Raw genomic sequence first — 22,762 nt, forward strand, 5'->3', positions numbered from 1 at the left:
ATGCAAAAATTTACTATACACAAGGGTATAGCTTGCCCTTTAGAATATGCAAATATTGACACTGATCAAATCATTCCTAAACAGTTTTTATTAGCTGTTTCAAAGCAGGGCTTTGGAAAGCATTTATTTCATGATTTGCGTTATTTAGATGATAAAGAAAGTGTTTTAAATATGGACTTTAATCTCAATAAAAAAGAATATCAAAATGCTTCTATTTTATTGACTTATGAAAATTTTGGTAGTGGTTCTTCAAGAGAACATGCGCCTTGGGCTTTGGTTGATTATGGTATTAGGGTTATTATTGCACCTTCTTTTGCGGATATTTTTAAAAATAATGCTTTAGGAAATGGTTTGCTTACCATAGAGCTTCTTAAAGATGAAATTCAAAGCATTATTGATGAATTAAAAAAATCTCAAGATAAAAATATAGCAATTTCTTTACTTGAAAAAAAGGTGTTTTTTAAAGATAAAGTTTTTTCTTTTGATTTGGATGAATTTCGTAGAACTTGTCTTTTAGAAGGTCTTGATCATATAGCTTTAACTTTGCAATACCAAGATCAAATCAAAGCTTATGAAAGAAATTCAAAAAATTTCTTAGTTTGAAGCTATTTTTTGTAATGGCTCATAAAATCAGTATTTTTTGGGCCAAAAATATAAAACTACGCATCCTATAATACAAATAACGATAATAATATTATACATTAAATCTAAAGTCTGCATTTTACCTCATTTGCATTTAGTTATATTAAAACCATAAGTTTAAACATATAAAAAGGTATTTTAACTTTAAAATAAAATTAACGTCTAATCCAAAAATGGCAGTTCATTTTGGGTTAACTCATATATAAATGCTTATTTTTAAGCATTTATACTTTTTTATGTTTTTTAAATAAACCCAAAAAAGGCTTAGTTTTTATTATCCTTCTTTGATGAGCTTATTATAGCTTTTTATTCTAATAATTTAATAATAAAAAGAAATTTATTTTATTTTTTATATATTTTTATATTATTTTTATTTTTATAAAAAGAGAATAAAACTCTATTTTATGGTTATAATATCTTGATTTTCATAGGTATTTTTTCAAGCCTTGTGTATTCTATAGTTTATTAATCAATAATTTATTATTAATTAATTTTTATCGCATAACATTTTAAGCTTTTTCGAAAAATAGAAAATGAATTTGTTTTTTTATGTAGATGAGTAGCATTTTTTATAAATATAAAAATTAAGATTAATTTTTTATGCATATCTAAAAATATTTAAATAATTATCTTATTGTATTTTTATTATAATTTTACAAAATAAATATCATGATTTTACTCAACAAATGAATACTAATTTATTAGATAATAAATTTAAAAAAGGCATAAAATAGAAAGAAATAAATTACAAATTTTACAAGAATTAAAAGAAGAAAAAATAAAATTTTAGATCGTGCAAGTAATGACATATTAGAAAAAGAAAATGCAGATTTTCTAATAAAACTTATCGATAATGCAAAAAATAAAACAGAAGTTTTGAAAATATCAGTTATGACTTATAAAAGAACAAGTTTTGATTTTGATGTACGTTTGGACAAAAATGAATGTAAATTCCTTTTTTATAAGAAATTGATTTGATTAAGTTCTTTGCGTGTAAAATACTTTGCTTTTTTACTAATATTTCATTTTAAAAAAAGTCTGCTTTATATTAAGCACAAATATTTTCTTTTAAAGAATCTTGTTAGATTTTAATTCTTAATTGAAAATAATCATAAAAAGCAATTCATTAAAAAAATCATTTAATTTATAGTATTTTAAAGCATTTTTTAGAACTTAAAGAATCCAAAGAAATAAAACATGGTGGCTCCGATTGGACTTGAACCAACGACCACTACCATGTCAAGGTAGTGCTCTACCAACTGAGCTACGGAACCTTATGGTGGAGCATAGCGGGCTCGAACCGCTGACCCCAACGCTGCCAGCGTTGTGCTCTCCCAGCTGAGCTAATGCCCCAAAAATAGAATTATAACTTAGTTTGGCTTAAAAAATATTTTATATTAAAGCATACTTTAAACCTATAAAATAAATTTATTTTCTAAGTTTTTATAAAATTTGCCATATATAAAATCAAAAGTTTAATTATGGCAGACAGGAAGGGATTTGAACCCTCGAAAGCTTGCACTTTACACGCGTTCCAGGCGTGCTCCTTCAACCACTCGGACACCTGTCTAAAAAGAAATTATTATACCTAATAAAAGCTTTAAAAATAAAGAAATTTAAAATTTAAATTATATTTTCTTAAAATCAGAAAAATTTTAGTAAAAAAATAATATAATTGCTTTTCTTTTTTATAAGTCAAGGTAGCTCAGCTGGTTAGAGCGCTGGTCTCATAAGCCGGAGGTCGGGAGTTCAAGTCTCCCTCTTGACACCAAGTAGTAATTCATTAAGCAATATTAAGACGCAAAATACACTATTTTAACAACTTTTCTACATTAAAATTTTTCATTATAATTGAAATTTTTTGTATTTTTTATAATTGTGTAGCCATTTATGTAGCCAAAGTAAAAAAGCTAATTCTGGCTACAAAAATACTAAAATATGTGATTACTTTATATTATTTTTAATTTACTACAGATATTTTTATTGATTTGAATAAAATTTGCTTGACCTAAAGGAAAAACATATTAAGGTATACAAGATATAAAAGCTAAAATATATTTATTTATAGCTTTTATATCTTTTTATTTCATAACTGCTTAATCTTTATTTTAAAGTATTACAGTTAAAAGGCTTTATAATCAATATAAAAAATTAGAACAAGATTTTATGTAGGGTTATAAGCTTTTTAAAACCATTTTTTAAATTTATTTTTATATGGCTTAGCATTGATTTTATAAAATGCTGATTTTTATTTAAAAAGCAATTTTTATTATATGCTAGATATACTTTTATGAAAATCAAATATTTAAAATACTTTATTTATGCTAATACATTCTTTTATAATTAAATTTTCAAATATCAACAATAAATATCAAATATCTTTATTTTTTTCTTCTTTTAAAACAAAAATAATCCCACCAAACCCTGCAAGTACAACAATAGATATAAAAATAATTTCAAAAATATCCAATGCACTCATTGATCTTTCATCCTTTCTTTAAGTTGTCCACAAGCTGCTGAAATATCAAGTCCTTTGCTTTCTCTTATAGTACAAGTTATGCCTTTAGAGCTTAATAAATCTTGAAATTTAATAGCATTTTCTAAACTAGGTCTTTGATATATACTTCCTTTGTGAGGATTAAAAAGTATCAAATTTACCTTAGCCTTGATACCGTTTAAAAGTTTGACTAGTTCTTTAGCATGTTCTATTTTATCATTGACACTGTCGATTAAAAGGTATTCAAACATTATCCTTTTTCTTTGATCTATAGGAAAAGATTTAACAGCATCCATGATAGCAGCTATATTATAGGCTTTATTAATAGGCATTAATTCTGTGCGAAGCTCATCATTGACTGCATGAAGTGAGATAGCAAGTAAGATGCCCAAATTCATTTTTCCTAATTCTTCAATTTGTTTTGCTAGTCCACTTGTGCTTATGGTTTGACGGCGAGGACTTATAGCAAGTCCTTCATTTTGTGAAAGAATTTTTATAGCTTTAGAAACGTTTTTAAGATTATCAAGAGGTTCTCCCATTCCCATATAAACTATATTTACACGTCTTTCATAAGGAATGTTATTGTGTTTTTTGATCCATAAAATTTGTCCAACTATTTCTCCTACTTGTAAATTCCTTTTTAAACCCCCTTTAGCAGTAAGACAAAAACTACAACCACTTTTACATCCTACTTGAGAAGAAACACAAATAGTAAATCTTGCATGGGCAATCCTTTTGCCTTCTTCATTTACTTTTTCTTCTTTCATAGGTAAAAGCACGCTTTCTATTCTTAAACCATCCATAAGCTCAAAAAGGTATTTTATGCTTCCATCTTTACTTTCTTCGCTTTTGATGCATTTTAAAGGTTTAAAATGAAAATTTTGTTCTAATTCTAAACGTAAAGTTTTGGGTAAGCTTGACATTTGGGAAAAATCATCAGCATATTTTTGATAAATCCATTGATAAATTTGTTTCACGCGAAACATGGGTTTGATTTTTTCTTCTAATTCTTGAGGTAAAAAATCTAAAATATTTATAAGTTTTTTCAATATTTTCCTTTAAATATAGTGCTTTTCTTTAAGATAATTTGTTAATTTTTCTTTTGCTTTTTCATGATTTTTAATGAAATCTTTATGAGCATTTTCATTGCAAAAATTAGTAGCACATAAAATACATTCTGCTTCAATGCCTAAATTTTGAGCTACACTTAAAACTGAAAAAGCTTCCATATTTTCTGCAAAAAAGCCTAATTTTGCAAATTGTTTTGCAGCTTTTGAATTTTGACAAATATAATTTGATGAATTGATTTTAATAGTTTCACGCGAAACATTTTTATTTGTTATATCAATTTCATTTTTTGTTGGGGTATAAAAAGCATGTGAAATTTGAGAAAATTCTATATTAAAAGCATGTGAGCTTTTATAAATTTCTAAAATCTTTCCTTCTTTATAAAGACCACAAGTTCCAATAAATATTATATTAAAAACTTGTTCTTTTAAACATAGTTGTGTTAAATGAAAGGCAGATTCTACAAGTCCTATGCCTATAGGTTTTGCAAAAGAGAAATTTTCATTTCCACCAGCACAAACAATCATCTTCATCCTTATAAAATTTACAAAATAATTTTACCCAAAAAGACTTAATTAAGAATTTTTAGGTAAAATTATTTTCTATGGTTAAAGCAAAAAAGCAATACGGACAAAATTTTTTAATTGATAAAAGCGTATTAGTAAAAATCATCCAAGCCATACCCAAACAAGCAGACAATATTATTGAGATTGGGCCTGGCTTAGGTGATTTAACGCAAGAACTTTTAAAAATTTCTCAAGTAAAAGCTTATGAAATCGATAGCGATCTCATACCCATTTTAAAAAAGAAATTTCAAAAAGAACTTGAATGTGGAAAATTTAACTTATTTCATCAAGATGTAAATGAAGTTTTTAAATATACTCTTGATGAAAAACCATATTTTTTAGTTGCAAATTTGCCTTATTATGTTGCAAGTCATATTATACTAAAAGCTTTAGAGGATAAAAATTGCTTAGGACTCATTGTGATGGTGCAAAAAGAAATGGCTGAAAAATTTTGCGCTAAAGAAGGAAGTAGTGATTTTTCTTCCTTAAGCGTTTTAAGTGCGATGATTTGTGAAAGAAAAATACTTTTTGATGTTGGTCCTCAGTGTTTTACTCCTCCGCCAAAAGTTATGTCAGCGGTGATGAGTTTGATTAAAACTAGGGATTTTGATGAACTTTGCGAGTTGAAAAGTTTTAAGAAATTTCTCAGAGCTTGTTTTAGTATGCCTAGGAAGCAGATTGTAAGAAATTTAAAAATGCATAAAAGCAAAGTTTTAGAAGTTTTAGGCACTCTTGGCTTAAAAGAAAACATCAGACCACATGAAATTTGCGTTGATTCATACCTTAAAATTTATGATAAATTAAAGGATGAATATGGACGAGAATAAAAAAATAAATAACGAACAAAATCCAAACTCAAGTTCAAAGAACAACAGACGTTATAAATACAAAAACCATAGAAAAAAAATACTCGATTCTTTACAAAATGAAAACGATAAGTCAAAAATTCATGCAGCTCAAAATGCAAATAAAGAAAATCTTGAAAATAAAAGCGAGAAAAAAAAGAAAAAAAATCGCAATCTTCCTTCTAAGCTTACAGGAAATGAAGACTGGCAAATCGCTCTTGCAGAGTCTATAGAAGCTAATCGTGTTTCACATGAAAACCGCTTGCACCCTTTAAAATACAATAATTCTAGCGAACATAAAATTCGTATTACTCCTCTTGGAGGTTTGGGTGAAATCGGTGGAAATATTGCTGTTTTTGAAACTAATAAAGATGCTATTATTATAGATATTGGTATGAGTTTTCCAGATGGAACAATGCATGGGGTTGATATTATCATACCTGATTTTGATTATGTAAGAAAGATCAAAGATAAAATTCGTGGTATTGTTATTACCCATGCGCATGAAGATCATATAGGTGCAGTGCCTTATTTTTTTAAAGAATTCCAATTCCCTATTTATGCAACCCCTTTAGCTTTGGGTATGATTTCAAATAAATTTGAAGAACATGGTTTAAAAACAGAACGCAAATGGTTTCGTCCTGTAGAAAAACGCCGTATTTATGAAATAGGAGAATTTGATATAGAATGGATGCATATTACTCATTCTATTATCGATGCTTCTGCTTTGGCTATTAAAACAAAAGCAGGAACTATTATCCACACAGGAGATTTTAAAATAGATCAAACCCCAATCGATGGCTATCCAACAGATTTAGGACGCTTAGCTCACTATGGAGAAGAAGGAGTTTTATGCCTTTTAAGTGATAGTACTAATTCTTATAAAGAAGGTTATACTAAAAGTGAAAGTTCTGTAGGACCAACTTTTGATCGGATTTTTTCGCGATCTAAAGGCAGAGTGATTATGAGTACTTTTAGTTCTAATATCCACCGCGTTTATCAAGCCATTAGCTATGGATTAAAATACGGTAGAAAAGTATGTGTTATTGGTAGATCCATGGAAAGAAATTTATACACTACTATGGAGTTAGGTTATATTAAACTTGATAGGAAAATTTTTATTGATGCAGATGAGGTAAGTAAGTATAAAGATAATGAAGTGCTTATAGTGACTACAGGAAGTCAAGGTGAAACCATGAGTGCACTTTATAGAATGGCTACAGATGAGCACAAATTTATAAAAATAAAACCTACAGATCAAATTATCATTTCAGCTAAAGCCATACCTGGTAATGAAGGAAGTGTTTCTGCGGTGCTTGATTATCTTTTAAAAGCAGGTGCTAAAGTTGCTTATCAAGAATTTAGTGAAATTCATGTAAGTGGTCATGCAAGTATAGAAGAGCAAAAACTTATGCTTGTTCTTACTAAACCAAAATTTTTCTTACCTGTACATGGAGAGTATAACCATATCAACAAACATAAAGAAACAGCTATAAAATGTGGCGTTCCTGAAAGAAATATTTATCTTATGAGTGATGGAGATCAAGTAGAACTTTGTCAAAAATACATTAAAAGAGTTAAAACTGTTAAAACAGGTAAGGTTTTTGTAGATAATCAAATCAATAAACAAATTGCCGATGATGTGGTTATTGATCGTCAAAAACTTGCAGATAGTGGTATAGTTGTGATTATTGCTCAACTTGATAAAGCTACAAAAACATTAATTAATAAGCCTAGGGTATTTAGTTATGGTCTTGTGGCTGATAAACACGACCATGCTTTTAGTAAAGATATGGCAGAAGTTTTAGGGCAATTTTTTATTAATATTAAAGATGAAGTTTTAAATGATCCAAAATTTTTAGAAAATCAAATACGTCAAGTTTTAAGAAAACATATTTTTAGAAAGATTAAAAAATACCCAACTATAGTTCCAACCATTTTTATGATGTAAAAAAAGGTGCTTTTGCACCTTTATCTAGGAAAATTAAATGAGAATCAATCAATTCATATCACACAATACCACTTATTCTCGTCGTGAAGCTGATGAACTTATTAAACAAGGTTTGGTTAAGATAAATAATAAAATAGCCCTTTTAAGTGATACTATAAAAGATGAAGATAAGATTTTTATCAAGGGTAAAAAAATACACAAGAAAACACAATTTAGCGTTATAATCTATCATAAACAAAAAGGTGAAATTGTTAGCAAAAAAGATGATCGTGGAAGAAAAACGATTTATGATAGTTTGCCAAAATCTTTTAGTACTTGGTTGAGTATAGGAAGGCTTGATTATGCGAGCGAAGGTTTGCTTTTGCTTACTGATTCTCCTGTGATTGCTCATGCTTTAATGCATAGTGATTTAGAAAGAGAATATTATCTTAAAATCAAAGGTCTTGTAAATAAGCAAGTTATAAAAGCTATGGAAAATGGGCTTGAAATTAAGAATGCAACTAAAGGTGCGCATGCAAAAACAAAAATCACTTCTATGAGTTTTGCTCCTTTTTTAGACTTTGAAATTTTTGGATCAAGTGGGGGTTATACTAAACTTAGAGTGGTTATTAACGAAGGTAAAAATAGAGAACTTAGACGTTTTTTTGCTTATTTTGATCTTGAAGTAATGGATCTTAAACGCGTTGCTTTTGGAGTTTTAGAACTTGGTCTTTCAAAAGCAGGCAAATACCGTTATTTAGAAAATGCAGAATATGAAAAATTAAGAGACTTTTTAAAATCAAATCAAATTAGATATTAATTTATAACAAAATAATTTTTTAAAATCAAAATAAACACAAGGAAATATTTTTATTTATTTTATCATTTCTTATTTTATGCGAATAAATAAAAATTTATATTTTTGTCCTTATTAAAAGGAAAAAAATATAAAAATTTGATAAAATTCCTTGACTTTCAAAATAAGATTTTATATACTCTCATTTCAATTTTTATTAAATTTTTAATTATTTGGTTAGTTATTTAAAAACTAACGAGTTCTTTTTAAAGGAAAAATTATGGAAAGAATAAGGCTTAAGTTAAAAGCTTATGACCATCGAGTACTAGACAGAACAGTTGCAGCAATAGTAGAAGCTGTCAAAAGAACAGGTGCGGATATTAGAGGTCCTATACCAATGCCTACTAAAATCAAACGCTATACAGTTTTAAAATCTCCACATATTAACAAAGATTCTCGTGAGCAGTTTGAAATCAGAATTCATGCGCGTATGCTAGATATAGTAGCAGCAACTCCAGATACAGTTGATTCTTTAACTAAGCTTGATTTAGCACCAGAAGTAAATGTTGAAGTAAGAGCTATGGGCAAATAAGGATAAAACATGGAATATATTGTAGAAAAAATTGGAATGAGTAGAACCATTACTAATCCAAGTACTGCTGTAACTTTACTAAGGGTTGTGAGTGCAAAAGTATGTGAAGTTCAAGATGGAAAGGCTTTAGTAGCATATCCAAAAGGTAAAAAAATCAACAAATGCATTGCAGGTCAACAAAAAAAATACAATCTTTCTGCACAATACAATAAATTTGTAACTTTAGAAGTGGCAAATACTGAGGCAGGAGATTTAGATGAAAGCCCTTTAAACGAAGCAAAAATTTTAAAAGTAAGTTTTAACACTAAGGGTAGAGGTTATAGTGGTGTTATGAAAAGACACAATTTTGCAGGAGGGCCAGCAAGCCACGGTTCAAGATTTCACAGACGCCACGGATCTATAGGTAATAGAGAATGGCCAGGTCGTGTCCAACCCGGTATGAAAATGGCAGGACACTATGGAAATACAAAAGTAAGTGTTAAAAACGAAGTTATTTCTTATGATGCTGAAAATAAAATTTTAGTACTTAAAGGTGCAGTACCAGGTTATAACGGTGCTATGGGTAGAATAAGGATCGCAAAATGAGTAAAGTAATTGTTTTAAATGATAAATTAGAAAAAACAGGTGAACTTGATTTACCTTCAAAATACGCACAAGTAAATCCACACAATCTTTATTTATACGTAAAATCTTACCTTGCAAGTCTTAGAGCAAATACTGCTCATACTAAAGGTAGAAGTGATGTAAGTGGTGGTGGTAAAAAACCTTGGAGACAAAAAGGTCGTGGTGGTGCTAGAGCAGGTTCAACCAGGACAAATGTTTGGGTAGGTGGTGCTGTTGCTTTTGGTCCAACAAATGAAAGAAATTATTTTCAAAAAGTTAATAAAAAACAAAAAAGATTAGCATTTGAAAGGGCTTTAGCAGATAAAGCGGCTAAGGGTGTATTATTTACTACTGATTCTTTAGCCATTCAAAGCGGTAAAACAAAAGATGCAAACGCTGTCATTAAAAAGCTTGGCGTGAAAGATGTTTTAATTGTTAAAGATTTACTAGATGAAAAAACCCTTCTAGCTTACAGAAATTTAGCTAATTCTTATGTGGTTGATGTAAGTGAGGTTAATGCTTATTTAGTATCTGTATTTAATGCTGTTATTATAGAAAAATCAGCATTAGAATCTATTACAAAAGAGGGATAATTATGGCAGATATTACTGATATAAAGACTATACTTTACACAGAAAAAAGTTTGAATTTGCAAGAGCAAGGTGTCGTAGTTATTCAAACTTCACCAAAAATGACTAAAACAGGTTTAAAAGCAGTTTTAAAAGAATATTTTGGTGTAACTCCAAAAAGTATTAATTCTTTAAGAATGGATGGTAAAGTTAAACGTTTTAGAGGTCGTTTAGGTCAAAGAAACGATTATAAAAAATTTTATGTTAAGCTACCTGAAGGTGTTAGCTTAGAAAATACGGAGGCTTAAAATGGCAATTAAAACTTATAAACCATATACTCCAAGTAGAAGATATATCACAGGTTTAAGTTCTGAAGATATTACAGCTAAACCAAGTGTGCGTTCTTTGCTTGTTAAACTTCCAGCTCATGCAGGTCGCAATAGTTATGGAAGAATTACAAGTCGTCATAAAGAATCAGGCGCTAAAAAACTTTATAGAATCATCGATTTTAAACGTCGTAAATTTGGTATAGAAGGCAAGGTAGAAGCTATTGAATACGATCCTTATAGAAATTGTAGAATAGCTTTAATTGCTTATAAAGATGGTGAAAAAAGATACATTCTTCAACCACGTGGATTAGGTGTTGGAGATATTGTTGCATCTGCTGAAAGTGGACTTGATATCAAGCCAGGTAATGCAATGAAACTTAAAAATATTCCAGTAGGTAGTATAGTTCACAATGTTGAGTTAAAACCAGGCAAAGGCGGCCAAATGATACGTTCTGCAGGATCTTATGCTCAGCTTATGGGTAAAGAAGAAAAATACGTTATTTTAAGACTTGCAAGCGGAGAGATGAGACAAGTTTTAGCTGAATGTATGGCAAGTATTGGTGAAGTTGGCAATGAAGAATGGGCAAATGTAACCATAGGTAAAGCAGGAAGAAACCGTCACAGAGGTATTCGTCCACAAACAAGAGGTTCTGCTATGAACCCAGTAGACCATCCACATGGTGGGGGTGAAGGTAAGAAAAATTCAGGCCGTCATCCAGTAACTCCATGGGGTAAACCTACTAAAGGAGCTAAAACGCGTCGTAAAAAAGCTAGCGATAAGCTAATAATTTCAAGAAGAAAAGGAAAATAAGATGGCTAGATCACTGAAAAAAGGTCCTTTTGTCGACGATCATGTAATGAAAAAAGTTATCGCTGCTAAAAAGGCTAATGATAATAAACCTATTAAAACTTGGTCAAGAAGAAGTACCATTATTCCTGATATGATAGGACTTACATTTAATGTCCATAATGGCAAAAGCTTTATTCCAGTTTATATAACTGAAAATCACATAGGTTATAAACTCGGAGAATTTTCTCCAACCCGCACATTTAAAGGCCATAAAGGTTCTGTGCAAAAGAAAATTGGTAAGTAGGAGATATTTATGAGTAAAGCATTGATTAAATTTATAAGATTGTCTCCAACTAAAGCAAGATTAATTGCTAAAGAAGTGCAAGGAATGAACGCAGAATTAGCTATGGCTAGTTTAAAATTCATGCCAAATAAAGGTGCAAAATACATTGCAAATGCAATCTCAAGTGCCGTAGCTAATGGTGGATTTGAAGCTAATGAAGTGGTAGTAAAAAGTTGTCGTGTTGATGCTGGTGCTGTCTTAAAAAGATTTAGACCAAGAGCTAGAGGAAGTGCAAGTCGTATTAGAAAACCTACTTCACATATTTTAGTAGAAGTAGCAAAAGTAGAACTTAAGCCTGATGAGAAAAAAACAGTAAAAACTACTGCAGCAGCTAAAAAAACAAGAGCGAAAAAGGAAAGCTAATGGGACAAAAAGTTAATCCAATTGGTCTAAGACTAGGAATCAATAGAAACTGGGAATCAAGATGGTTTCCAACTAAAGCTAATTTAGTAGAAAATATCGGTGAAGATTATAAAATCAGAGCTTTTCTAAAAAGAAAGCTTTATTATGCAGGAATCAGTCAAATTTTAGTAGAAAGAACTGCTAAAAAATTGCGTGTAACTGTTGTAGCTGCAAGACCTGGTATTATTATAGGTAAAAAAGGTAGTGATGTTGATAATTTAAGAAAAGAATTACAAGATTTAATCAATAAAGACGTAAATATCAATATCAAAGAAGAAAGAAAAGCAGGTGCTTCAGCCCAACTTGCTGCTGAGAGTGTTGCAACTCAGCTTGAAAAAAGAATAGCTTTTAGAAGAGCAATGAAAAAAGTGATTCAAAGTGCACAAAAAGCAGGTGCTAAGGGTATTAAAGTTTCAGTTTCTGGACGTTTAGGTGGTGCTGAAATGGCAAGAACAGAATGGTATCTTGAAGGACGTGTTCCACTTCATACTTTAAGAGCAAAAATCGATTATGGTTTTGCAGAAGCTAGAACAACTTATGGAAATATAGGTGTTAAAGTTTGGATCTTTAAAGGAGAAGTATTGCACAAAGGTATGCAAACTGAAAAAACTGAAGAAAATACTCCAGCTAAAAAGCCAAGACGTACAAGAAGGAGTAAATAATCATGTTAATGCCAAAAAGAACTAAATATCGTAAAATGATGAAAGGGCGTAACAGAGGTTATGCTAATCGCGGAACAGAATTTACTTTTGGTGATTTTGCTTTAAAAGCAACCGAAGCAGGACGTATTAACTCGCGTCAAATTGAAGCAGCACGTATTGCTTTAACCCGTTTTGTTAAAAGACAAGGCAAAACCTGGATTAGAGTTTTTCCAGATAAACCTTTAACAAAAAAACCTTTAGAAACACGTATGGGTAAAGGTAAAGGCGCTGTTGAAGAATGGGTAATGAATATTAAGCCAGGTCGTATTATTTATGAAATGGCAGGAGTAAATGAAGAAATTGCAAGACAAGCATTGACTTTAGCTATGCATAAACTTCCATTTAAAACTAAGTTTATTACAAGAGAGAGCCAAAATGAAATATACTGAGATTAAAGATAAAACAGCAGCTGAGCTTGCAACAATGCTAAAAGAAAAAAAGGTGCTTTTATTCACTTTAAAACAAAAGCTAAAAACTATGCAGCTTACTAATCCAAAAGAGATCAGTCAAGTTAGAAAAGATATTGCTAGAATCAACACAGCAATTAACGCTTTAAAATAAGGATGAAAAATGGCATTTAAAAGAGAAATTCAAGGCGTTGTTGTTAAAATCGCTGGTGAAAAAACCGTAAGTATTTTGGTTGAAAGAAAAGTGGTTCATCCAAGATATAGAAAAATTGTTAAACGCTTTAAAAAATATCTAATTCATGATGAGAGAAATGAAGTTAAAGTGGGTGATACTATCGTTGCAGTAGAGTGTAGACCACTTTCAAAAAGAAAATCATTTCGCTTAAAATCTGTATTAGCTACAGGAGTTGAGTAATGATTCAAAGTTTTACAAGGCTTGCAGTTGCTGATAATAGCGGTGCAAAAGAATTAATGTGTATTAAAGTTTTAGGCGGTAGTAAAAGAAGATATGCTACTGTAGGTGATGTTATTGTTGCATCTGTTAAAAAAGCCCTACCAAATGGAAAAGTTAAAAAGGGTCAAGTAGTTAAAGCAGTTATTGTTAGAACTAAAAAAGAAATTCATAGAGATAATGGATCTTTGATTCGCTTTGATGAAAATGCTGCTGTTATACTTGATAACAAAAGAGAACCTATAGGAACCCGTATTTTTGGACCAGTGGGAAGAGAAGTTAGATATGGTGGTTTTATGAAAATCGTTTCACTAGCACCGGAGGTATTATAATGGCACTTAAATTAAAAATCAAAAAAGGTGATAATGTTAAGGTTATTACAGGTGATGATAAAGGTAAAACAGGCAAAGTTTTAGCAGTATATCCAAAAACTCTTAAAGTGCTTGTTCAAGGGTGTAAGATTGCTAAAAAAGCTATTAAGCCTAGTGAAAAAAATCCTAACGGTGGTTTTATTAATAAAGAAATGCCAATGGATATTTCCAATGTGGCAAAAATTCAGGAGTAAGCCATGATGAGATTAAAAGAAAAATACAATCAAAGCATTAAAACTGCATTGCTTGAAGAATTTAATATTAAAAATCCTATACTTATCCCTGTAATAGAAAAAGTAGTCATTAGCGTAGGAGCAGGTGAATTAGCCAAAGATCAAAAAATATTGCAAAATATTGCAGATACTATTTCTTTGATCGCAGGTCAAAAAGCTGTAATTACTAAGGCAAAAAAATCAGTTGCAGGATTTAAAGTCCGCGAAGGTTTTCCTGTAGGCGTAATGGTAACTTTAAGAAAAGACAATATGTATGCTTTTCTTGATAAGCTTATTTCTATTGCTTTGCCAAGGGTTAAAGACTTTAGAGGTTTAAGCAAAGATGGTTTTGATGGACGTGGAAATTATAATTTTGGACTTGATGAACAATTAATGTTTCCAGAAGTCGAGTATGATAAAATTTTAAGAACTCACGGTATGAATATTTCTATAGTTACAACAGCACAAAATGATAAACAGGCACAAAAGTTATTAGAACTTATGGGTGTGCCATTTGCAAAAGGAAAATAATATGGCTAAAAAATCAATGATTGCAAAAGCGGCGCGTAAAGCTAAATTTAAAGTTAGAGCTTATACAAGATGCCAAATTTGTGGGCGTCCTCATTCAGTTTATAGAGATTTTGGAATTTGTAGAGTTTGCTTAAGAAAAATGGGCAATGAAGGTTTGATTCCAGGTCTTAAAAAAGCAAGTTGGTAAGGATAAACTATGATAAATGATATTATTTCAGATTCACTCACTCGCATTAGAAATGCAGGAATGAGAAAGCTTGAAACAACCAAACTTTTACATTCTAAAGTTGTAGAAGCTTTAGTAGGAATTTTTCAAGCTAAAGGTTATATTGAAAGTTTTAATGTTACCCAAGAAGATAAAAAGAAATTTATCAATGTGGTTTTAAAATACGACGAAAAAGGTAAAAGTGTTATCAACGAGCTTAAAAGAATTTCTAAGCCAGGTCGTCGTGTTTATAAAGGTAAAGATGAAATCAAACGTTTCAAAAATGGTTATGGTACTATAGTAGTTAGCACCAGTCATGGCGTTTTAGCTAATGATGAAGCTTATAAAGCAGGTGTTGGCGGCGAAATTTTATGTACTATTTGGTAAAAAATCTGCTTTTTATGGCATTGGGTATGCATTCTTTATAAAAAAAGTAGAAATATCCTAGACAAATAAAAAGGAAAAACATGTCTCGTATAGGTAAACAACCCATCACTATTCCAGCAGGAGTAGAAGTAAAATTAGAAGGAAATTTACTTCAATTTAAAAAAGGAAATTTGGTAAAAGAGCTTGATACAAAAGCAAATGTTAATGTTGAGATTAAAGACAATAATATTGTTTTTTCTCCAAAAGGTGAAGATAGACAAAGTAGAGCGTATTGGGGAACTTATAGAGCTTTAGCTTATAATGTTGTTATAGGTTTAACTCAGGGTTTTTCTAAAACTCTTGAAATCAACGGTGTAGGTTATAAAGCAACTTTAAAAGGTAAAGTTTTAGAACTAAGTCTTGGTTTTTCACATCCTATAAATTATGATATTCCAGAAGGAATTGAAATCGTAGTGGATAAAAATACTGTCATAGTAAAAGGAAGTGATAAACAAGTTGTGGGTCAAGTAGCTGCTCAAATTCGCGAATTTAGACCACCAGAGCCATATAAAGGAAAAGGCGTTAAGTATGCTGATGAACGTATTATCCGCAAAGCTGGTAAGACATCTAAGAAGTAAGGGTAGAATATGAGAGCAAATGTATTAAAAAGAAAACTCACTTTAAGAATCAAAAGAAAAAAAAGAATTAGAGCAAAAATTTCAGGATGTGAAAATTTCCCAAGAATTTCTGTATTTAAATCAAACAGAACTCTATATATCCAAGCGATTGATGATACAAAAGCTATAACTTTAGCAGCGCTTGATGGACGTAAAATCGGTATTAAAGCAAATAAAGAAGGGGCTAAAAAAATCGCTGCTGAATTTGCTAAAACTTTAAAAGCTAAAAATATAGAACAAGCTGTTTTTGATAGAAATGGCTATGTGTATCATGGTGTTATTGCAGCATTAGCGGAATCTTTAAGAGAAAATGGCATTAGGCTATAAGGGGTAAATCGATGGAAAAATATAATAGAGAAGAATTTGAAGAAGTAATCGTTGATATAGGTAGAGTTACTAAGGTTGTTAAAGGTGGTAGAAGATTTAGATTTACTGCTTTAGTCATAGTTGGAAACCGTAAAGGTTTAGTAGGTGTTGGTTATGGCAAAGCTAAAGAAGTCCCAGATGCTATCCGTAAGGCAGTTGATGATGCATTTAAAAATATGGTTGAAGTCAAAATTAAAGGTTCAACTATAGCCCATGATGTAGAAGTCAAATACAATGCAAGCAGAATTTTGCTAAAACCAGCTAGCGAAGGTACAGGTGTTATCGCTGGTGGTTCTACACGTCCTATTGTTGAACTTGCAGGCATTAAAGATATTTTAACTAAATCTTTAGGATCAAACAATTCAGCTAATGTGGTGCGTGCTACAATCAAAGCTTTAACAATGCTAAAAGGATAAAATATGAATTTAACAAAAGCAGCGGGTTCAACGCACAAAACTAAAAGAATAGGTCGTGGTCAAGGCAGTGGTATGGGTAAGACTGCTACTAGAGGCGGTAAAGGTCAAACTGCTAGAAAAGGTTATAATGAAAAAAGAGGTTTTGAAGGAGGACAACAACCCCTTCAAAGAAGATTGCCTAAAATAGGTTTTACTTCTAAAATTTCAAAACCTTATATCATTAATGTTGAAAAAATTACAGCCTTAAAAGATTTAAGCGAAATAAGTTTTGAAAGCATCAAAACTGTTCATAAAATTTCAAAATCTGTAAGTAAAATTAAATTAATCGGTGCGAGTGCAAAAGATTTAGCTTCAAAAATTAAAGACGAAAATATTAGCGTCACCGGGTTAAAATAATGAATAGAGCATTGACGAATAAGATTTTAATCACCTTAGCATTCTTGTTTGCTTATAGGGTTCTGGCTTATGTACCAGTTCCTGGCGTCAATGCTGAAGTGATTGCAGAATTTTTTAACAATAATCAAAACAATGCTTTAGGTTTGTTCAATGTTTTTAGCGGGGGAGCAGCTGAACGTTTTTCTATTATTTCTTTGGGTATTATGCCCTATATTACAGCTTCTATTATTATGGAGCTTCTTGCAGCAACTTTCCCAAATATAGGTAAAATGAAAAAAGAACGTGATGGTATGCAAAAATATATGCAAATTATCCGTTATGCAACCATTGCCATTACCTTAGTGCAAAGTATAGGAGTTTCTATAGGTTTGCAAAGTTTACACGGTCGTGGGGGTACACAAGCTATTATGGTGGAAGATTTAAATACCTTTATTGCTCTTTGTGCCATATCTATGCTTGCAGGAACTATGCTTTTAATGTGGCTTGGAGAACAAATCACACAAAGGGGTATAGGCAACGGTATTTCTTTAATCATTTTTGCAGGTATAGTTTCAGGTATTCCAAGAGCAATTTTAGGAACTGTAGGACAGATTAATTCAGGAGAAATGAATTTTTTAACCGCTTTTGCTATCTTACTTTTGATTTTACTTACTATAGGTATTATTATTTATGTAGAACTTGGAGAAAGAAGAATTCCTGTTTCTTATTCTCGTAAGGTTGTTATGCAAAATCAAAATAAACGCATTATGAATTATATTCCTATTAAATTAAATCTTAGTGGAGTTATCCCACCAATCTTTGCTAGTGCGATTTTAATGTTCCCAACAACCATTTTACAAACTAGTACAAACCCTTATTTGCAAGCTATTAATGATTTTTTAAATCCTAATGGCTATTTATTTCATGTGTTAACTTTCTTATTTGTAATTTTCTTTGCTTATTTTTATGCTTCTATAGTTTTTAATGCTAAAGATATAGCTGAAAATTTAAAAAAACAAGGAGGTTTTATCCCTGGAATTCGTCCTGGTGAAGGAACTTCTAATTATCTTAATGATATAGCTTCACGCTTGACTTTATCAGGTTCTATTTATTTAGGACTTGTTGCAACCTTGCCTTGGGTTTTGGTTAAATTTATGGGTATACCTTTTCATTTTGGAGGCACTTCAGTTCTTATTGTAGTGCAAGTTGCCCTTGATACCATGAGAAAAATTGAAGCTCAAATTTATATGAGTAAATACCAAACTTTAAATGCCATAGGCTTGTAAAATTATTCAAGTAGAAAAATATTTTTCTACTTGATAACTTGTTTTTCATTTTTCACAAAAAATCAAATTTTTACCAAAAGTAAAATCTTTATAATGTATATTTAAAACTTCATCATTAAGCAAAACAACAGCATATTCTGGGCCTTCTAAATTCTAGCAATACTTTATGGCTATTTAAATCAAATTTAACTTGATGATTAATCCATTTAAGAGTCGAAAAAGAAATGTCCTTCCATCTTCCACAAAGAGTACTATGGTAGTGTCCAAAAAATAAATGTTTTACATTTTTATATGAATTAAATAATTTATAAATATCTAAAGAATGTTTTTCATCAATCCCTATAAGATCCATAGCTTTAAGACCTGTTTTAAAAGGAGCATGATGCAAACAAATAAATACATTTTTGTTTAGATTTTTTTCTAAAGCATTTTTTAACCAAATTTGACGTTTTTGACAATACTCTCCTCCATGACTTTTAAGTTTTATGGTATCTAATACTAAAAAAACATTATTATTATCGCATTGTATTTCATATTGTATAAAACCATTGTCATCTTGTTTTAAATTTTTAAAAATTGTTAAAGCATTGGTTCTATTATCATGATTGCCCAAAGTTAAGTAATAAGGAATTTGCAATGTATCTAAATCCTTTTTTAAAAACGCATAAGACTCTAAGCTTCCTTTATGAGTTAAATCTCCAGTGATAAATACAAAATCAGCATCATTGTGATTTTGATTAATATCTTGTATAGCTAAACGCATCATGGCCGATGGTTCTCTTGAGTAAATAGCTTCTTTTTTATTCCCGTAGTGTATATCAGTTAAATGAATGAATTTCATAAAAGTTCCTTATAGCATTTTTTAATTCAACAGTATCCTTAACTAAAATATTAGCTTTTTTAAGCATGTTTTTATCTTGCCATCCCCATAAAACCCCTATAGAATAAACATTAGCTTCTAATGCTGCTTCTATATCACTAATACAATCTCCTATCATAATAGAATTTTTTTGTTTAAAATTTTTAAGCGTTTGTGCTTTTGGTATTAAACTAGTACAATGAAGATTTGTAAAATATTGTAAAATATTTTCTTTTTCAAGGAGAATCTGAACTAAATTTTCATTACTAGCGCTTAATACAGAAAGTTTAAAATCCAAACTCAAATCTTTTAATAATTCTTTTATGTTGTCAAAAAATTTAAAGTATGAATATGATCTAAAAAATATTTATCTGCTATTTTTTCAAATTCTAAAGCATCAAAGCCCAATAATTTACCAATCTCTTTGTGAGCAACAGGATTTAGTTTAGCATAAGGTTTTTGAGGAAATATTCCTTTAAAACCTAGTTTTTTTGCACTAAATTCACAAGCTTGTTCCCATAGTTTTAAGTTGTCAATTAAAACTCCATCAAAATCAAAAAATATCATTTGCATTTTTCTTTTAAGGTAGTAATAAATTAATTTCTTCTTGAGCTTCTTGTGCAATATCACGGTAATTAATACTTATTCCCATAAGAAGTTTTTGAGCATAATTCCATAAAGTATTTGTGGCTTTTAGTGCATTATCTCCTGGAAATGAAGGCCAATATCCCATTAGATTGATCTGAGAAGGAGCTATTGTATGGTTATAATTTTTATCGTAAAAGTCTTGTAATTTAGCATTAGCTAAGAAATTGCTAGTCATATAGCCTGTATATTGAGGTACATAAGCATTAGCTTCTCCTGTTACAAAGTGAATATATTTTAAAGCTGCTTCTTTATTTTTATCGTTAGTTAGCATAACTACAGAACCACCCACTGGTAATTCTCCTCCTGGTTTCATCCCTGGAAATTGAGAAATTTTTAAGGGAAAATTGATACTTTTTTCTGTTTGACTTAAAGCCGCTGAAGTTTGTATAAGTATGCCTAAATTTCCTGCGTAAAATGCACTTATAGCTTCAGATCGTTTTATAGCTGGCATCTTTGCTAAAGTATGAAAATCACTTAAAAGCTTAAAGGTTTCTTGCCATGCCTCTTGACTAAAATCTACTTTACCTTTTTCATTAATAAGCTTTCCACCTCTTTGAAGACTCAAGGCTAAAATAAGCCAAGTATCTGTTTCTCCAAAATAAACCCCATTTTTCCCTTCCAGTAAATTGATTTTTTGAGCTAAATCAAAAATTTCCTCCCAGGTTTTAGGAAGTTCTTTGTTCCATTTTGCTTGTTTGACTAAGTCCATATTGTAATACACAACAGGTAAAGAACTTGCAAAAGGAATAGCATAAATTTTATTTTCTAGAGTCGTTGCTTTAAAAGCATTATCATTAAATCCTAATTCTTTTTTATTGATAAGATTTTGTGTTAAATCTTTGGGGATATTTTTATTAACTAGGGTAGCTAGATAGCTATAACTGTTAAAACTTACATCAGGAAGTTTGTTGATTATTTTTTCTCTTAAAAGTCTAGCACTTTGATCTTCATAATTTTGTGCTGGTGTTAGAAATTTTATTTTAATATCTTGATTTGTTTTTCAAAATCTTCTTTAAGTTTTTCGTGTAAATCTTTAAACCAAGGATAGGCATAAGAGACAACAAGTTCTGTTTTTGCTAAGGCTATATTTAAAACTCCAAAAATAGCTAAGGCCAAAAATGTCTTTTTCATGATAAATCCTTAAAAATTATTAAAATTTATTAGAATAAAATATTTTAATAAATTTTAATAAGTTATTTCATGCCCGTATTTACAATACCTTGTATAAATTTCTTTTGCACGATTAAAAAACTTATTATTAAAGGAGTTACTATTATTGTTGATGCAGCCATTAAAGCACCATAATCTGTCCCCGCTTCGTTATTTTTAAAAGAAATTACTCCAAGAGTTGGGGTGAAATATTGTGGAGAGCTTATAGCAATTAAAGGCCAAAAATAATCATTCCAATGCGCAACTATAGAAAAAATTCCAAAGGAAATTAAAGCAGGCGTACTTAAGGGCAATATGATTTTTAAAAGTATGCCTAATTCACTTAAACTGTCCATTCTTGCAGCATAAATTATATCATTTGGAATAGAGTCAATAAATTGTTTTCTTCCAAAGCTTTTGTATAGTTTTCAATTAGGGAAAAATTCTGTGGAAAAAAATTAAAAGTACTAGAAAAAATTCGTTTTCAGGTTTAAAACTACTTATAAGCATCCATAAAAAAGGAAAAATAAAAAACAATGATAATATACTTAAAAAAACATGGCGTAAAATTTTAAACATGAATTAATCCTTTTTGTCTAAAAATCTAATTTTAATCAGAGTTAAAACTAAAACAAAAAATAAAAATATTACAGAAATAGCACTAGCATAATTTGTTCTAAAAAATATAAAAGCTTCTTGATAAATGGTAAATAACAAAACTTCACTGGAGTGATTTGGTCCCCCATGCGTTAAAATTTGTACGGTATCAAAAACTTGAAAAGCTTTTATAGAGCTTATAATTAAAACAAAAAATAAAACCGGCATAAGTAGAGGTAAAGTGATTTTAAATAAAATTTGAACCGAGTTTAAGCCATCAAGTTTTGCAGCTTCATAAACTGAAGTAGGTATGTTTATTAGCCCGGCTATAAATAAAATCATATTATAACCTAGTTGTTGCCACACACCAATAAAAGCAAGTGTATATAAAACAGTATCCTTGTTTGAGAGCCAATTGATCGCATCAATTCCAAATAAAGCAAGGAATTTATTAAAAATTCCTATATTTGGATGTAAAATGTATTCCCAAACTATACTCATAGCTATTAAACTTGCCATGACAAGTAAAAAAAATATAGCCCTATAAAATGATTTTGCACTATTGCTAGATTCTATAATCAAGGCTAAAATTAAACCACCTAAAATACTTAAAGGTAAGACTATGAGGGTATAAATAAAAGTATTTTTATTGAAATAAAAAAACAGGATCTTTAAACAAGGCTATATAATTATTTAGCCCTATGAAATGAAAATTAGCATTTCCAAGTTGATAATCACTAAAACTTAAAATTATTACCCATGCAATAGGAAAAATCAAAAATAAAATCATCAATAAAACAGCAGGAGATAGGTAGCAAAAAATATTAAGTGAATTTTTCATGCTGCAAAACTTAAAATATAAGGCTTAATATCCATTCTTTTGCCTTCTTCATCAAATATAAATGATTTTTGATAATCAAAATTAATATTTATAATACAATTTATTTCAAGTTTTTTGCCTTCTTGTGTACTTACACTTAAAATAAAGTCATTATCATTTTCTAGAAGTTTGGTATAAATTAAATATTCATTTCCCATATTTTCAATATTATAAATCTTAGCTTGAATTTTAGAATAAGGATCTATAAAACAATTTTCAGCCCTTATAGCTAAAATTTTTGTTTTATATTTTTTACTTAAAGAAAAACCAAAGCTTTTTAGTTCAATAGATAA

36 protein-coding genes and 4 tRNA genes are annotated in these 22,762 nt (G+C 29.9%); 26 read left to right on the forward strand and 14 right to left on the reverse strand.

Annotation, left to right across the window (positions count from 1 at the left end; genetic code table 11):
• On the forward strand, positions 1-603 hold the full coding sequence (leuD, locus tag A2J15_RS06015) for a 3-isopropylmalate dehydratase small subunit (RefSeq protein WP_066779232.1): 603 nt from the start codon (positions 1-3) through the stop codon (positions 601-603).
• A 1,237-nt stretch (positions 604-1,840) separates the two neighbouring features.
• On the opposite strand, the gene A2J15_RS06020 is transcribed toward leuD, so the two are convergent.
• The 3 genes from A2J15_RS06020 to A2J15_RS06030 form a co-directional block, all read right to left on the reverse strand.
• Positions 1,841-1,916 (reverse strand) — tRNA-Val (locus A2J15_RS06020).
• A gap of 3 nt (positions 1,917-1,919) precedes the next feature.
• Positions 1,920-1,995, reverse strand: a tRNA-Ala gene (locus A2J15_RS06025).
• 129 nt (positions 1,996-2,124) lie between these two features.
• Positions 2,125-2,212 (reverse strand) — tRNA-Ser (locus tag A2J15_RS06030).
• A gap of 124 nt (positions 2,213-2,336) precedes the next feature.
• Here A2J15_RS06030 and A2J15_RS06035 point away from each other — a divergent pair.
• A tRNA-Met gene (locus A2J15_RS06035) sits at positions 2,337-2,413 on the forward strand.
• 600 nt (positions 2,414-3,013) lie between these two features.
• On the opposite strand, the gene A2J15_RS07780 is transcribed toward A2J15_RS06035, so the two are convergent.
• The 3 genes from A2J15_RS07780 to A2J15_RS06045 are packed head-to-tail and all read right to left on the reverse strand — an operon-like array spanning position 3,014 to position 4,734.
• Positions 3,014-3,121 (reverse strand): hypothetical protein, encoded by a 108-nt coding sequence (locus A2J15_RS07780; RefSeq protein ID WP_227655871.1) that lies wholly within the window; start codon positions 3,119-3,121, stop codon positions 3,014-3,016.
• A complete protein-coding gene (rlmN, locus tag A2J15_RS06040; protein WP_066779235.1) occupies positions 3,118-4,188 on the reverse strand; it encodes a dual-specificity RNA methyltransferase RlmN in 1,071 nt (356 codons plus the stop codon). The genes A2J15_RS07780 and rlmN overlap by 4 nt, the downstream gene beginning before the upstream one ends.
• 9 nt (positions 4,189-4,197) lie before the next feature.
• The gene (locus A2J15_RS06045; RefSeq protein WP_066779238.1) at positions 4,198-4,734 is read right to left on the reverse strand and encodes a nucleoside phosphorylase-I family protein; all 537 of its coding nucleotides are present in this window, start codon (positions 4,732-4,734) and stop codon (positions 4,198-4,200) included.
• A gap of 77 nt (positions 4,735-4,811) precedes the next feature.
• On the opposite strand from A2J15_RS06045, the gene rsmA reads away from it, so the two are divergent.
• The 24 genes from rsmA to secY all read left to right on the forward strand — a co-directional run bounded on the left by rsmA (position 4,812) and on the right by secY (position 18,336).
• The gene (rsmA, locus tag A2J15_RS06050) at positions 4,812-5,600 is read left to right on the forward strand and encodes a 16S rRNA (adenine(1518)-N(6)/adenine(1519)-N(6))-dimethyltransferase RsmA (RefSeq protein ID WP_066779241.1); all 789 of its coding nucleotides are present in this window, start codon (positions 4,812-4,814) and stop codon (positions 5,598-5,600) included.
• Positions 5,581-7,569 (forward strand): ribonuclease J, encoded by a 1,989-nt coding sequence (locus tag A2J15_RS06055; RefSeq protein WP_116980504.1) that lies wholly within the window; start codon positions 5,581-5,583, stop codon positions 7,567-7,569. The genes rsmA and A2J15_RS06055 overlap by 20 nt, the downstream gene beginning before the upstream one ends.
• A gap of 37 nt (positions 7,570-7,606) precedes the next feature.
• On the forward strand, positions 7,607-8,368 hold the full coding sequence (locus tag A2J15_RS06060) for a pseudouridine synthase (protein WP_066779247.1): 762 nt from the start codon (positions 7,607-7,609) through the stop codon (positions 8,366-8,368).
• A 256-nt stretch (positions 8,369-8,624) separates the two neighbouring features.
• Positions 8,625-8,936 (forward strand): 30S ribosomal protein S10, encoded by a 312-nt coding sequence (gene rpsJ / locus A2J15_RS06065; protein ID WP_066779250.1) that lies wholly within the window; start codon positions 8,625-8,627, stop codon positions 8,934-8,936.
• Between the two features lie 9 nt (positions 8,937-8,945).
• Positions 8,946-9,521, forward strand: coding sequence for a 50S ribosomal protein L3 (gene rplC / locus A2J15_RS06070; RefSeq protein ID WP_066779254.1), 576 nt, complete (start codon positions 8,946-8,948; stop codon positions 9,519-9,521).
• Positions 9,518-10,132, forward strand: a complete 615-nt coding sequence (gene rplD, locus A2J15_RS06075; RefSeq protein ID WP_066779260.1) for a 50S ribosomal protein L4 — start codon at positions 9,518-9,520, stop codon at positions 10,130-10,132. The genes rplC and rplD overlap by 4 nt, the downstream gene beginning before the upstream one ends.
• A gap of 2 nt (positions 10,133-10,134) precedes the next feature.
• Positions 10,135-10,416, forward strand: coding sequence for a 50S ribosomal protein L23 (locus tag A2J15_RS06080; RefSeq protein WP_002856384.1), 282 nt, complete (start codon positions 10,135-10,137; stop codon positions 10,414-10,416).
• A gap of 1 nt (position 10,417) precedes the next feature.
• A complete protein-coding gene (rplB, locus tag A2J15_RS06085; protein WP_066779263.1) occupies positions 10,418-11,248 on the forward strand; it encodes a 50S ribosomal protein L2 in 831 nt (276 codons plus the stop codon).
• Position 11,249: 1 nt separating this feature from the next.
• A complete protein-coding gene (gene rpsS, locus A2J15_RS06090) occupies positions 11,250-11,531 on the forward strand; it encodes a 30S ribosomal protein S19 (protein ID WP_066779266.1) in 282 nt (93 codons plus the stop codon).
• Positions 11,532-11,540: 9 nt separating this feature from the next.
• A complete protein-coding gene (gene rplV / locus A2J15_RS06095) occupies positions 11,541-11,933 on the forward strand; it encodes a 50S ribosomal protein L22 (protein WP_066779268.1) in 393 nt (130 codons plus the stop codon).
• Positions 11,933-12,634, forward strand: a complete 702-nt coding sequence (rpsC, locus tag A2J15_RS06100) for a 30S ribosomal protein S3 (protein WP_066779272.1) — start codon at positions 11,933-11,935, stop codon at positions 12,632-12,634. Before rplV ends, rpsC begins: the two co-directional genes overlap by 1 nt.
• Positions 12,635-12,636: 2 nt before the next feature.
• A complete protein-coding gene (gene rplP, locus A2J15_RS06105; RefSeq protein WP_066779275.1) occupies positions 12,637-13,062 on the forward strand; it encodes a 50S ribosomal protein L16 in 426 nt (141 codons plus the stop codon).
• Positions 13,049-13,234, forward strand: a complete 186-nt coding sequence (gene rpmC / locus A2J15_RS06110; RefSeq protein WP_066779278.1) for a 50S ribosomal protein L29 — start codon at positions 13,049-13,051, stop codon at positions 13,232-13,234. The genes rplP and rpmC overlap by 14 nt, the downstream gene beginning before the upstream one ends.
• A 9-nt stretch (positions 13,235-13,243) precedes the next feature.
• Entirely contained in the window at positions 13,244-13,495 is a 252-nt protein-coding gene (rpsQ, locus tag A2J15_RS06115) for a 30S ribosomal protein S17 (protein ID WP_066779280.1), read from the forward strand.
• Positions 13,495-13,863: a 50S ribosomal protein L14 gene (gene rplN / locus A2J15_RS06120; protein WP_002779438.1), complete on the forward strand. Its 369-nt coding sequence runs from the start codon at positions 13,495-13,497 to the stop codon at positions 13,861-13,863. The genes rpsQ and rplN overlap by 1 nt, the downstream gene beginning before the upstream one ends.
• The gene (rplX, locus tag A2J15_RS06125; protein WP_066779286.1) at positions 13,863-14,096 is read left to right on the forward strand and encodes a 50S ribosomal protein L24; all 234 of its coding nucleotides are present in this window, start codon (positions 13,863-13,865) and stop codon (positions 14,094-14,096) included. Before rplN ends, rplX begins: the two co-directional genes overlap by 1 nt.
• A 3-nt stretch (positions 14,097-14,099) precedes the next feature.
• Complete coding sequence (rplE, locus tag A2J15_RS06130; protein ID WP_066779288.1) at positions 14,100-14,645, forward strand: 50S ribosomal protein L5; 546 nt, start codon at positions 14,100-14,102, stop codon at positions 14,643-14,645.
• Between the two features lies 1 nt (position 14,646).
• Positions 14,647-14,832 (forward strand): type Z 30S ribosomal protein S14, encoded by a 186-nt coding sequence (locus A2J15_RS06135; protein ID WP_066779290.1) that lies wholly within the window; start codon positions 14,647-14,649, stop codon positions 14,830-14,832.
• 9 nt (positions 14,833-14,841) lie between these two features.
• Positions 14,842-15,237, forward strand: coding sequence for a 30S ribosomal protein S8 (gene rpsH, locus A2J15_RS06140; RefSeq protein WP_066779296.1), 396 nt, complete (start codon positions 14,842-14,844; stop codon positions 15,235-15,237).
• 80 nt (positions 15,238-15,317) lie between these two features.
• Positions 15,318-15,854: a 50S ribosomal protein L6 gene (gene rplF, locus A2J15_RS06145; protein WP_066779299.1), complete on the forward strand. Its 537-nt coding sequence runs from the start codon at positions 15,318-15,320 to the stop codon at positions 15,852-15,854.
• Positions 15,855-15,863: 9 nt separating this feature from the next.
• Positions 15,864-16,220, forward strand: a complete 357-nt coding sequence (gene rplR, locus A2J15_RS06150) for a 50S ribosomal protein L18 (protein ID WP_066779301.1) — start codon at positions 15,864-15,866, stop codon at positions 16,218-16,220.
• 11 nt (positions 16,221-16,231) lie between these two features.
• The gene (gene rpsE, locus A2J15_RS06155; protein ID WP_066779304.1) at positions 16,232-16,675 is read left to right on the forward strand and encodes a 30S ribosomal protein S5; all 444 of its coding nucleotides are present in this window, start codon (positions 16,232-16,234) and stop codon (positions 16,673-16,675) included.
• Between the two features lie 3 nt (positions 16,676-16,678).
• Positions 16,679-17,071, forward strand: coding sequence for a 50S ribosomal protein L15 (rplO, locus tag A2J15_RS06160; protein WP_066779307.1), 393 nt, complete (start codon positions 16,679-16,681; stop codon positions 17,069-17,071).
• The gene (gene secY / locus A2J15_RS06165) at positions 17,071-18,336 is read left to right on the forward strand and encodes a preprotein translocase subunit SecY (RefSeq protein WP_066779308.1); all 1,266 of its coding nucleotides are present in this window, start codon (positions 17,071-17,073) and stop codon (positions 18,334-18,336) included. The genes rplO and secY overlap by 1 nt, the downstream gene beginning before the upstream one ends.
• Before the next feature lie 115 nt (positions 18,337-18,451).
• On the opposite strand, the gene A2J15_RS06170 is transcribed toward secY, so the two are convergent.
• The 8 genes from A2J15_RS06170 to A2J15_RS07790 form a co-directional block, all read right to left on the reverse strand.
• Complete coding sequence (locus A2J15_RS06170) at positions 18,452-19,177, reverse strand: metallophosphoesterase (protein WP_167557624.1); 726 nt, start codon at positions 19,175-19,177, stop codon at positions 18,452-18,454.
• Complete coding sequence (locus A2J15_RS06175; RefSeq protein ID WP_240621315.1) at positions 19,155-19,493, reverse strand: HAD family hydrolase; 339 nt, start codon at positions 19,491-19,493, stop codon at positions 19,155-19,157. The genes A2J15_RS06170 and A2J15_RS06175 overlap by 23 nt, the downstream gene beginning before the upstream one ends.
• Positions 19,494-19,516: 23 nt before the next feature.
• Positions 19,517-19,768 carry an HAD family hydrolase gene (locus tag A2J15_RS07640; RefSeq protein ID WP_167557626.1) on the reverse strand — a complete coding sequence of 84 codons (252 nt, stop codon included), beginning with the start codon at positions 19,766-19,768 and terminating at the stop codon, positions 19,517-19,519.
• 7 nt (positions 19,769-19,775) lie between these two features.
• Positions 19,776-20,828: an ABC transporter substrate-binding protein gene (locus A2J15_RS06180; RefSeq protein WP_167557632.1), complete on the reverse strand. Its 1,053-nt coding sequence runs from the start codon at positions 20,826-20,828 to the stop codon at positions 19,776-19,778.
• Positions 20,819-20,974 carry a hypothetical protein gene (locus A2J15_RS07595; protein ID WP_162876100.1) on the reverse strand — a complete coding sequence of 52 codons (156 nt, stop codon included), beginning with the start codon at positions 20,972-20,974 and terminating at the stop codon, positions 20,819-20,821. The genes A2J15_RS06180 and A2J15_RS07595 overlap by 10 nt, the downstream gene beginning before the upstream one ends.
• A gap of 62 nt (positions 20,975-21,036) precedes the next feature.
• The gene (locus A2J15_RS07785; RefSeq protein WP_227655872.1) at positions 21,037-21,348 is read right to left on the reverse strand and encodes an ABC transporter permease subunit; all 312 of its coding nucleotides are present in this window, start codon (positions 21,346-21,348) and stop codon (positions 21,037-21,039) included.
• A 226-nt stretch (positions 21,349-21,574) separates the two neighbouring features.
• A complete protein-coding gene (locus tag A2J15_RS06190) occupies positions 21,575-22,171 on the reverse strand; it encodes a carbohydrate ABC transporter permease (RefSeq protein WP_240621316.1) in 597 nt (198 codons plus the stop codon).
• A 64-nt stretch (positions 22,172-22,235) separates the two neighbouring features.
• Positions 22,236-22,430: a hypothetical protein gene (locus A2J15_RS07790; protein WP_227655873.1), complete on the reverse strand. Its 195-nt coding sequence runs from the start codon at positions 22,428-22,430 to the stop codon at positions 22,236-22,238.
• Positions 22,431-22,762 lie beyond the last annotated feature (332 nt).

This window comes from Campylobacter hepaticus (assembly GCF_001687475.2).
Classification (GTDB): Bacteria; Campylobacterota; Campylobacteria; order Campylobacterales; family Campylobacteraceae; genus Campylobacter_D; species Campylobacter_D hepaticus.